The sequence below is a fragment of the Flavobacterium sp. genome (assembly GCF_044361015.1).
Classification (GTDB): Bacteria; Bacteroidota; Bacteroidia; order Flavobacteriales; family Flavobacteriaceae; genus Flavobacterium.
This window is the reverse complement of record NZ_JBIKJL010000064.1, coordinates 1-10,700: the sequence shown is the minus strand read 5'-3', so window position 1 is coordinate 10,700 and position 10,700 is coordinate 1. Positions and strand designations below refer to the sequence as shown.

At 32.6% G+C, this 10,700-nt stretch carries 12 protein-coding genes; 6 read left to right on the top strand and 6 right to left on the bottom strand.

Annotation, left to right across the window (positions count from 1 at the left end):
* Window positions 1–28 precede the first annotated feature (28 nt).
* The 3 genes from ACIQ2Z_RS11560 to ACIQ2Z_RS11550 are packed head-to-tail and all read right to left on the bottom strand — an operon-like array spanning window position 29 to window position 4,260.
* Window positions 29–781, bottom strand: a complete 753-nt coding sequence (locus ACIQ2Z_RS11560) for a LytR/AlgR family response regulator transcription factor (protein WP_396184306.1) — start codon at window positions 779–781, stop codon at window positions 29–31.
* 8 nt (window positions 782–789) lie between these two features.
* A complete protein-coding gene (locus tag ACIQ2Z_RS11555; RefSeq protein WP_396184305.1) occupies window positions 790–1,791 on the bottom strand; it encodes a sensor histidine kinase in 1,002 nt (333 codons plus the stop codon).
* 60 nt (window positions 1,792–1,851) lie between these two features.
* The gene (locus tag ACIQ2Z_RS11550) at window positions 1,852–4,260 is read right to left on the bottom strand and encodes a TonB-dependent receptor domain-containing protein (protein WP_396184303.1); all 2,409 of its coding nucleotides are present in this window, start codon (window positions 4,258–4,260) and stop codon (window positions 1,852–1,854) included.
* A gap of 553 nt (window positions 4,261–4,813) precedes the next feature.
* Between ACIQ2Z_RS11550 and ACIQ2Z_RS11545 the strand changes: the two genes are divergently transcribed.
* The 6 genes from ACIQ2Z_RS11545 (at window position 4,814) to ACIQ2Z_RS11520 (ending at window position 8,220) form a co-directional block, all read left to right on the top strand.
* Complete coding sequence (locus ACIQ2Z_RS11545; RefSeq protein ID WP_396184302.1) at window positions 4,814–5,410, top strand: Crp/Fnr family transcriptional regulator; 597 nt, start codon at window positions 4,814–4,816, stop codon at window positions 5,408–5,410.
* An 89-nt stretch (window positions 5,411–5,499) separates the two neighbouring features.
* A complete protein-coding gene (locus ACIQ2Z_RS11540) occupies window positions 5,500–5,931 on the top strand; it encodes a DUF2141 domain-containing protein (protein ID WP_396184301.1) in 432 nt (143 codons plus the stop codon).
* Window positions 5,932–5,933: 2 nt separating this feature from the next.
* Window positions 5,934–6,404: an SDR family NAD(P)-dependent oxidoreductase gene (locus ACIQ2Z_RS11535; RefSeq protein WP_396184300.1), complete on the top strand. Its 471-nt coding sequence runs from the start codon at window positions 5,934–5,936 to the stop codon at window positions 6,402–6,404.
* Window positions 6,405–6,434: 30 nt separating this feature from the next.
* Window positions 6,435–7,220 carry an SDR family NAD(P)-dependent oxidoreductase gene (locus ACIQ2Z_RS11530; protein WP_396184299.1) on the top strand — a complete coding sequence of 262 codons (786 nt, stop codon included), beginning with the start codon at window positions 6,435–6,437 and terminating at the stop codon, window positions 7,218–7,220.
* Window positions 7,221–7,269: 49 nt separating this feature from the next.
* A complete protein-coding gene (locus ACIQ2Z_RS11525) occupies window positions 7,270–7,695 on the top strand; it encodes a hypothetical protein (RefSeq protein ID WP_288113051.1) in 426 nt (141 codons plus the stop codon).
* A gap of 186 nt (window positions 7,696–7,881) precedes the next feature.
* On the top strand, window positions 7,882–8,220 hold the full coding sequence (locus ACIQ2Z_RS11520; protein ID WP_396184298.1) for a DHCW motif cupin fold protein: 339 nt from the start codon (window positions 7,882–7,884) through the stop codon (window positions 8,218–8,220).
* 274 nt (window positions 8,221–8,494) lie between these two features.
* Here the strand turns inward: ACIQ2Z_RS11520 and ACIQ2Z_RS11515 are convergent, their stop codons facing one another.
* From ACIQ2Z_RS11515 to ACIQ2Z_RS11505, 3 genes are all read right to left on the bottom strand, one after another.
* Window positions 8,495–9,301 carry a PhzF family phenazine biosynthesis protein gene (locus tag ACIQ2Z_RS11515; RefSeq protein ID WP_396184297.1) on the bottom strand — a complete coding sequence of 269 codons (807 nt, stop codon included), beginning with the start codon at window positions 9,299–9,301 and terminating at the stop codon, window positions 8,495–8,497.
* A gap of 2 nt (window positions 9,302–9,303) precedes the next feature.
* A complete protein-coding gene (locus ACIQ2Z_RS11510) occupies window positions 9,304–9,750 on the bottom strand; it encodes a GNAT family N-acetyltransferase (protein WP_396184296.1) in 447 nt (148 codons plus the stop codon).
* 162 nt (window positions 9,751–9,912) lie between these two features.
* Complete coding sequence (locus ACIQ2Z_RS11505) at window positions 9,913–10,650, bottom strand: carboxypeptidase-like regulatory domain-containing protein (protein ID WP_396184295.1); 738 nt, start codon at window positions 10,648–10,650, stop codon at window positions 9,913–9,915.
* Between the last annotated feature and the right edge of the window lie 50 nt (window positions 10,651–10,700).

The following is a 10,700-nucleotide window of genomic DNA, read 5'->3' as shown; positions in this document are numbered from 1 at the left end:
AGGAATTTTCGCCAGGATAGTTAAAATATTATCGTTCTAACCATTTTCTAAATTCCGCTGTAACTGCACTTGAAGTTATCAATCTTTTGGTACGATTTTTAACTTTAATTGACAATCGATCATTAAAATAGGGTTCTATGAGTTCGATATAATGAATGTTAATAGCTTCTCCTCTATTGATTTGAAAAAAGATATCTGGATTTAACTCTGATACTAAATCTGAAAATTTTTGTCTAAATTCATAAGACCTACCTTGATTATCAAATGCTTCACAAACTCCTAAATTAGTTGAAAAATACATGACATTTTTAACTTCAAGAAGCAGCGAATTGTTAACGTTTTTAATTAAAATTCGTTCTTTATAGGTTACATTCATTTTCTTTATAACTTCAGAAAAATCTAACCAATTGATAGTATTATGTGTGTGGGTCAATCGATTAAATTTATCCATTGCCTTTTCAAAACTTTTATAGCTAATTGGTTTTAAAAGATAGGCAATTCCATTATTATCAAAAGCGTTTTGATAAAAGTCATTAAAAGCAGTGGTAAAAATAATAGGGCAAGTGACTGTTTCCTGTTGCAAAGAATTAAATACAGACCCGTCTAATAACTTAATATCACTAAATACTAACGTTGGCATTGGGTTTTTTGAAAACCAATCTATAACTTCTTTATTACTTTTTAATAGGCCTGCAACTGTAATAGTTGGGTCGTATTTATGTATATAAAAAAGCAACTGCTCAGCATTTAAACTTTCGTCTTCTAGTATTACAATGGTCATTTTTGAATTTATTGGATTTGAATTATAGGCACTTCTACAACAAAGTTATTATTTACAACGCCAAAAAATAATTCCCTATCAAATAGGAATTGATGTCGTTTGGTAATATTTGATAGTCCAAGACCAGTATTAAAAGTGTTTTCAACAAGGCGTATTGGATTAGTAATACGGATGATATCGCCATCTCTTTTTATTTCAATACTCAGCGGATTGGTAGGACTGCCTTCGTTATGTTTAATGGCATTTTCTAAACAAATTTGCAACGCAAAAGGAATAATAAACCCATCTTCGTTATCAATATCAAGTAAAATAGAATAAGCCGTATCAAATCTGCGATTAGTTAAAGAAATATATTTTCTCAAAAAAGTCAATTCATCTTTTAAGGGAACAGTATCAAACGCATTATGCACTAAAAAATAACGATAAACATCAGCCAATTCTTCAATAAAACCATCCACTTGGTTAAGGTCTTTTCTGGCTAATGAAGATAGGATACTTAAATTATTGAATAGAAAATGAGGTTCCATATTTTTTTTAAGCATTTGCAACTGCATACTTTCCATTTCGTGTTTTGCTTTGATTAATTCTTTTTCTAAAATATTAGTTTCATTAAAAAAAAGATAGGCTATCGTTAAACCCGATACATAAAAATGTGCAAAGGATAATGTAAACATTAAATTGAACCAAAGCATTTCCAAAGATGCACTTAAACCATAACTAGCTCTGGCAAGAATATATATTACTGAGGTAAAAAGCACAAACAGTGGAAGCGTTAGTAAAAATGCATAAATAAACTTCAATCGTTTTACTCTCATTTTGCTTAACCATTTCCATGAAATTAATGTAGAAATTAATGAGCTTAATGAAACGAAAAAGGATATAATATGAGTTTCAATATTATTAAATTCAATATCGCCACTAATCCTAGTTAAATAATAGTTTAGTATCTGAAAACTATTAAATAAAAAAAGCAATAGCAGGACTAGTAAAACCGAGATTGTTTTTTTCATAACCATTATTCTTTAAAAATCTTAGTGTTAATTATTTGCCAAAAACAAATTTACTTTTTTTTATTTAATTCGATTGGCTTCTTCAGCTTCACTTTTCTCTTTACTCCCTGTTACTTTAGAATTTCCAAAATTGTATGTTAAATTTAATCGAAGACTTTGGTAATCATATTCGTTTTGCCCGTTGAGAGTGGCGTTGTTTCTTATTTGGCTGTAAGATATCTCATTTCTTTTACTAACTATTGTAGAAGCAGTTATTCCTAAACTCAGTTTTTTATCCCAAAAACTTGTGCGATACCCTACTGTTAAAAACCCAAAATAATCAATATTTGCAGTACCATCGAAAGTGGGAAAATTATGTGAATAATTAAGTTGGACTAAATTATTTTTTCCAATTTTATATGAATTATCTATTGAAATAGTAGCCCCATATCCTTTACTTGAAGGCAATAACTGTGTGTCTCTTGACTTAGTTTCTTGCCAATAATAACTACCGCTAAATTGAGTTTGTAAGTTATTTATTTTTGTAAAAGCATAATTGGCATAAATTCCATATTGATAAGCGTCTAATAAGTTGAAATAACTGTAACGTTGTATTTTTCCGTCTTCTAAAAATTCGGCAAAATAACTCACTTGTTGTTTTGTTAGAGAATAGTATAAGCTAGCACTTAAATTAGAATTGTTGGAAAAAGTAAATTCGAAATTATCCGTAAATGAAGGCTGAAGCTGTGGATTTCCTTCTACATATTGAAAAGGATTTATATACCATTGAAAAGGGTTTAGTTGTTCTAAAATGGGCCTGTTTACTCTTTTGGAATATTTAAATGAATAATTGGCTTTTTCAGAAAACTGGTAACTGAGATAGAATGTTGGAAAAAAGTTGTCATATTTTCGTTCAATAGTGTTTGTATTGTCTTCCGATTTTCCCTCATAATTTGTGTTTTCATATCGCATCCCGCCTTGTACAGACCATTTTGGGTTCAGATTAATTTCGGCAGAAGCATATATAGCCCATATATATTCATTGTAATCAAAGGTATTGGTTAGATTAGGATTTAATTCGGGTACAGCATTTACGATATCAAAAAAACGAACATCACTCTTGTTGTCAAGAAAAGTGTATTGAGCCCCCGCTGATGTCTTTATTTTTTTGAATGGCAGTGTAAAATCCATATTGGCTATACCTAATTTATAATTGTTAACCGAAAAGTTTTGTGTGGAAGAGAAAACAGAATTTTCTTCTATACTATTTTCTCTTCCATTATTAACCTTATTGTCTAATAATTGAAATCCAATTTCAACCGATTTACCAATGCTGTCTAATTGTTTTGTAACAAAACTATGAACCCTATTAAAATCTCCATGTACTTTGCCGTAACCTTTATTTAGCAATTCATTGGATAAAACAGAGTTGTCAAAAAATAAACTTCTTGAAGTATCATCAGAAATAAATTTAGAATTGCTATACTCATAAATGAGCGAAACATCAGTGCTTGAATTAAATTTATAGTTTAAATTTATAGAAGGTGTAAACTCATTGTTTTTTAAAACTTTATCTTGTCTATTAATAGAAGAAAAACCATCAATAAATACATTTTGATCTTTCTCGAACGCAGCAATTTTGGAATAGTTATATAATAGATTTGTAGTCATACTAAACTTATTGGTTTGATAATTAAGTACGCCGCTATTTCTTGTATAAAAGTAGGTTTTTTGTGTAAAGGATGAATTCAACGAGCCATTCCAACCTAAATTCGGGTTTTTCTTCAAAATGATATTGATAAGACCTGCATTTCCTTCGGCCATATATTTGGCTGGAGGTGTTGTGATAATTTCAATTTTAGAAATAGAAGCATTGGAGATAGTGCTTAAATAAGCAATTAAAGCTTCTCCTTTTAGGGCAATAGGTCTGCCATTGATAAGCACATTCAAACCACTTTTACCAATCATTGAAACACTGGTTTCATCTACTTTCAAAAGGGGCGTATTTTTCAAGGCATCAATAGCATCGCCACCCTGTGACGCTAAAGAGTTTTCGACATTAAAAACCAATCGATCTGTTTTTTGGGTAAACAGCGGTTTTTTGCTAACAACAACTACTTCTTGTAAAGATGTAGCATCCTCTTCTAAAATAAAATTTAGTTTTAAAGTAGATGCCTTTGATACATCAATGTCAATTGGGCTACTCTTAAATTCTTTAAAACCAAGAGCTTTGACTTTTATAAAATAAACACCTGATTTAGTGACCTTAAAATTAAACTTCCCAATGCTATCGGTAATGCTATAATCAAAATTTAATGTGTCATTTGTCGACGCAAAAACTACTGGTGTAAAACCGATGCCATTTTCTTTTGCGTCTTTCAACAAGCCCTCAACTTTATTTTGAGCACATAATTTTGAACAATAAATAAGGGATAAGAATATAAATAATAAAGAAATAATGTCACTTTTTTTCAATAATGTAATTTGCATAAATTGAATATTTTTTAGTTAAACAAACCAAAAATCAATAACTAATTGCAATTAAAATAATGCATTAAAACGAATAACCTAAAAGCTTTAATAAATGGCTCAAAAAATGAAATAAGATAACTGTATATACCATTTAATGAAAAGACTTTCAATCATAATGCTTGCTTGCTTTTTTGTATTTAAACAAGCTATGCAACACAAAGAAGGAGCGGTGGGTTACATTTCCAATTATTAGTTTTTCTTATAACTATTTTGGTATATTTGTTTGAAAGGATGTGAAGATTTTTCACAGTCTGAATTTATAAGTTATTTTAAACAACTTATTAAAAAGTCAATTATGAATAATAAAGCACTTGTTAGATTAAATATCATAATTGGAATACAGGATGCTTTATCGACATCAGCATCATGAAAAGAGGGAGGAAACCAGCAAGATGATCAATAGTACCATCGGTGGCTGGGTGTTAAGACACCTGAAGTTGCAAATTAACAACAATAGCAAGATGGTGAAATTTGAAAATTCCGGTGTAATAATATAAAAAAATACAGAAAAATGAATCCGTTTGTTACTTTCTTAAAACAATACATTGACCTGACCTCAATGGAAATAGAATCAATTGAGAATATCTTAGAAAAAAAGTCTTTCAAAGCAGGGGAAATTGTTCTTAAGGAAAAATCCATTTGTAAACATATTACGTTCCTAGTTTACGGTAAGGCGCGTTCTTATTTCATCAATCACGAAGGGCAAGAGTTTACGTGGAGTTTTCATTTTAATGACAAAGATTCCAAATTTGAGAATTACTTTTTACTCGATTACAATAGCTTCCTTTCTAAGTCACCAACACATCTTACAATCGAAGTTATTGAAGATATTGAAGTTATTATGCTTAGTTACGAAAACCTTCAAAACTTTATGGCAACCTCTTTAAAAATTGCAACATTGAATAACAGAATGTCGGAAATCGCATATCAAAATGTTCATAATAGAGCATTCTCACTGTTAACACTAACTGCAAAAGAAAGGTACTTGCAACTCTTAAAAGAAGAACCCTATTTATTAAATAAGTTTAAGCATTATCTTATTGCCTCTTATTTAGGTATTGCTCCGCAAAGTCTTAGCAGGTTGCGAAATGAGATTGTTAAATCCTAATAATTTATTTCTTCACAAATGTGAATGCATAGCATTTTACCGTTTTTCATCTTTGTATCATAATTTTAAATTAACAAAAGATGCAAATCATGAAATTAGCAACACTCGCATTTGGGCTAATCATAGCCCTTGGAGTTCATGGGCAAGAAGCTGTGAACACCAAAAAACTTTCAATTAAAATTTCAAATATCCAAAGTAAGGGAAAGATACTTTATGTTGGAATTTATCGCGCAGGAGACGAATTTCCGGAATTTAACAAGTACTGGAAAAACTCAAAAGTGACTACAAAAAGCAATGAAGTGACTATTGAATTTGATGTTCCTTACGGTGATTATGCCGTGGCTGTTTCACATGACTTAAATGGAAATGGGAAACTCGACAAAAACCTTTTTGGATATCCGAAAGAACCCTTTGGTTTTTCTAATAATTACAAACCTAAACTTTCAAGTCCGGATTTTTCAGATTGCAAGTTTTCGTATACGCAACAAAGTAATTCAATAATGATTAAACTCATTGACTAATCATGAAAGAAGTAGCAATAATAGCTGGTGCATCGGGTGGTATTGGTTACGAAATAGCCCTATTATTTGCCCAAAAAAAAATCGATATCTTGATAGTGGCTAAAAGTAAGCGAAAATTAGAAAAAATTAAAAGTGCTATTGAGCAACAATACAACATTACCGTTTTTTGCGTAGCAACAGATTTAGCTACAAGCGATGGATTTGTGGACATTAACAACTATGTAATTTCCAATAAACTTTCGGTAAACTATTTAGTAAATAATGCCGGTTTTGGCGACTATGGCTTTTTTACTGAACGCACTATGGAAAAATACTCAGAAATATTAGGGCTGAAAATCACAAGCTTGACTGAGCTAACCTATTATTATGCTAAGCAAATAATTAAAAATGGTAAAGGCAGAATTGTGAACATAGCATCCAATGCCGGCATCCAGTTTTTCAAGCTGCAAGTTTTCGTTTACGCAACAAAGTAATTCATTAACCATTAAACTCATCACATAATCATGAAAGAAGTAGCAATAATAACTGGTGCATCGGGTGGAATTGGTTACGAAATAGCCCTATTATTTGCCGAAAAAAAAATCGATATCTTGATAGTGGCTAGAAACGAGAAAAAATTAGAAAATATCAAAAGTGCTATCGAGCAACAATACAACATTTCCGTTTTTTGCGTAGCAACAGATTTAGCTACCAGCGATGGATTTGTTGACATTAACCACTGTGTAAATACCAATAATCTTTCGGTAAACTATTTAGTAAACAATGCAGGTTTTGGCGACTATGGTTTTTTTACTGAACGCAGTATGGAAAAATACTCAGAAATGTTAGGGCTTAACATCATTAGCTTGACGGAGCTAACCTATTATTATGCTAAGCAAATGATAAAAAATGGTAAAGGCAGAATTTTGAATGTAGCATCTACTGCTGGCATTCAACCTGATCCGTATTTTGCTGTATATGGCGCTTCAAAAGCTTATGTGATTAGCTTAACAGAGGCAATTCATAAAGAATTTGAAAACACCGGAGTTACCGCCACAGTACTGTCGCCAGGTGCAACAAAAACTAAATTTATGGAAAGAGCCGATATGTCTGACGCAAAGCTTTATGAGAGTGGCGTAATGTCAGCCAAAAAAGTGGCCCAAGTTGGTTTCGATGGAATGATGAGAGGAAGTCTGCATGTAATACCTGGCTTCAAAAATAAACTACTTGCATTTTTCTCAAGTATTATGCCTTCCAGCAAATTACGGCTTAACATCGCGGCTAAGGTAATGGGCCGAAATGACCAATAAAAGTTAGTAAAAAAACGGTATATTAGTAAACAACAAAAAATAGAGTATTATGACAAGAGAAACAAAAAAGACAAGCGGCTTTATCCTTTTAACTGTGCCTTCTATTATTTATGGGGGCTATTTTTTGCTTACCATTTTGAGTGGTCAGCAAGAATATTTAGCGTTAACCCATTTTCAAAAATCGATGTTTCGTGCCGGACATGCCCATGCTGGAGTTTTGGTAATCCTTGCACTGGTAGCGCAAATTTTCACAGACTATTCTTCATTATCAGGAAGCTGGAAATGGATTTCGCGACTGTCATTTCCCATTGCGGCTATTACCATAAGTTTAGGATTTTTTGCAGCAGCCATAGGCAAGCAAATTAATGAACCAACAGCACTCATTGTTATTTTATATATTGGCATGGCGATTTTAACATTAGGACTTTTAACATTGGCGATAGGTTTGATAAGAGAAAAGAAAACCGCCTCATAACTGCAAACAAAGATAGTGTCCGGTATTTTACACTATTTTAATCTCGTTAAAATTTCTTAATGCTAGTTGTACGTGCGACGGAAAAGACTGCTACTTGCAAAATCAGAAATTTTTATGGAGCTTTACAACCCAAAGGTAAATCAAACTGAAAATAAAAAACGTGACACATAAATTAACTGTAAAAAGATGAGTACTATTCCCTTTCTGACAATAGATTGGAATTCAGTTGAGAAAATCGAATACAAAGGCGAAACAGGAATTGCAATTTGGCAAACAATCCAATTTAACGGGCTTAGAGTAAGAATTGTTGAATATTCAGAAGGATATTTAGCAGACCACTGGTGCAAAAAAGGGCATATTGTACATTGCTTAGAAGGAGCATTTGTAAGCGAATTAAGTACAGGCGAAAAAATTAATTTAGCCAAAGGAGAAACGTATATTGTATCAGATGAACTTAGTTCACATCGTTCTGTTTCCAAAAATGGTGTCAAGCTTCTTATTATTGACGGAGATTTTTTAAAATAAAAACCGAATGATAGTAATAACTCCTCTGCTGGTGGAAGCGTCATGTTCGTACTTTATAACATTTACCACGCGAAAGGATCCGCGCGTCCAATGTCATTAAGTTAAGCGGTTACTTCATTCCGAGGAACGAAGAATCTCATTATTTGCTAATGATTGCTGAGATTCCTCCTGCGTCGGAATGAACAAAATGATGGGGATTTTCTCTTAACTTAATGACATTGTTCGCGCGTCAGCGGGGGAAGTTGTGCAACGGTTACTCGTGTTAGCGGCTGTTTTATTTTTTTAGTTTCCCCTCAATAATTATTTCTACATGACCCCCAATTTCAACTGTATTCTGTAATTGGTTAATAAAAATTTGTCCGCCTCGTTGTGATGCCTGAAATGCTACTAATACATTTTTATTCAATCGTTCTTGCCAAAACTGCCCTAAAACAGAATGGACAGAACCGGTGACAGGGTCTTCATCAATGCCAATCCAAGGACAAAAAGAACGAAGAACAAAATCATAATTTTGGTTTTCGGCTTTGCTCATTACAACCACTTCTTTTATTTTGTCAGTACTTTCTAAAAGCATTTTAAAATCTGGTGACAACTGTTTTACTTCGTTTTCATTTTCCAATTCAATGAACAAAGATTGAAGTTCTTCAGAAAAGAAATTAGTTTGACTATTTCTTATGTCTAATGCATTCATTAGCATTGTCGGAATAACAAAATCTGTTTTGTTAAATTTCGGATACTCAATAAATGTTACACCATTATCCTTTCTTGTTTGAAGCCTAATCTTCTCAATTGTTTCAAATGCAATTTGAGTTCCTACAGTTTGGTTGTGCAACACAAATGCAGCACCTAATGTGGCGTGACCGCAAGCAGGAATTTCACCTGTAACGGTGAAATATCTGATTGGATAAATTTTATTTTCATTTTTAGGTTCAACAAATGCTGTTACTGGTGCATTAAATTCTTTTGCGAATGCGTGCATTGTTTGTATACTTAATACCTCCTCAAGCAAGCAAATTGGTGTTGGGTTTCCCTTAAACTTTTCTTTAGTAAAAGTGTCTAATAAATAATAAGTGCTTCCCATTGTTATTTTGAATAAGCGTTTTTATTGTGAAGTTCCATCCATTTGGTTGAGTCTGCAATGTCAGTCCACCCAAATTTACGGTAAAGCTCGTGTGTGTGAACTGTAAGTAAAATCCACCTTCTTAAACCCTGTAAATTCGGATAACTCATAATGGTTTCCATTAACCATTTTGAAAGTCCTCTACCTCTGTATTCTTCTAAAATATACACATCGCCCAAATAGGCGATTGTTGAAAAGTCAGTAATTATTCTTGCAAAACCGATTTGTTTATTGTCTTGATAAATGCCAAAGCATAACGAATTTTCATTAGCAGTTTGCACTTTGTCTTTAGGTATATTTAAACACCAATATGCTTTTGTTGATAAAAATTCGTGAATTGCATCTAAGTCTAATTTCCTTTTGTCAGTTGAAATGCAAAATTCTTCTTTGTATATGGTTAAGTCTGTCATAGTAAAATCTGTAAAAATAGCCGCTAACGTCAGTTCGTCTAAAAACCCTCATCCGAACTGATTTTAATTAATTATGAAGTAAATATATTGGTTTTACGTGACAATAAAAACCTTTTTTTTAAAAATTTACCACGCAAAAGGATTCGCGCGTCAGCGGTGCTTTTAAGGCACAATAAAGGCAGCGGCAGGTACGGTACTTGCATTCAAATTTGGAAAAATTCTTCTGTTAAATTCAGGACTGTCGTAAGCATTATCCCAAAATGAATCACCGTAAGCTCTAACATAAACTTGTTGTCCGGAGGTAAAACCTGCACTAATCAACTCGGTTGCTAAAATTGTTTTTTCAAATGGATTAATTTGTGATATAAATACCGGAGAATAATAAGAATAGTTGGTTTCACTTACCGATTGACTAGTTGATAAAAAGTAACGAATGTAGCGGCGATTAGCAGCACTGCCTTCAGGGTTGGTGCTGATGGATAACACTACTTGATTGGCAGAGGTGCTCGCTGTAACACCAGTGATACTGGTGGTGGAAACTTGTCCTAGCGATGGGGTTGCTGTTAATGCAGTGGCTTGACCATTGGTTCCATGTACCACACCAAATTTTTTATAAGTACCATATCCGTTTTTTGTATATTCGAGTGTGAAGGTACCAAACGGAACATTACTAAGAACAAATTTTCCTTCGGCATCAGTTACAGCTGAAATCAGGGGCATGATGCCTAAAACACTGACGGTCATATTTGAATTATCCACTTGATTTGTAGATTCATTATATAAATTAACAGATCCGCTTATATTTGCTCTAGTGGCGGCAGCAGGACTGTCATCATTGCTGCTGCAAGAAGTTATTAATAAAATTAAAATAAAACTCCAAGATAAAGGTAATAATTTCATAGTATTTACTTCTTAGTTCTTTGATAGGATGTGTTTTATTTTACAACAAC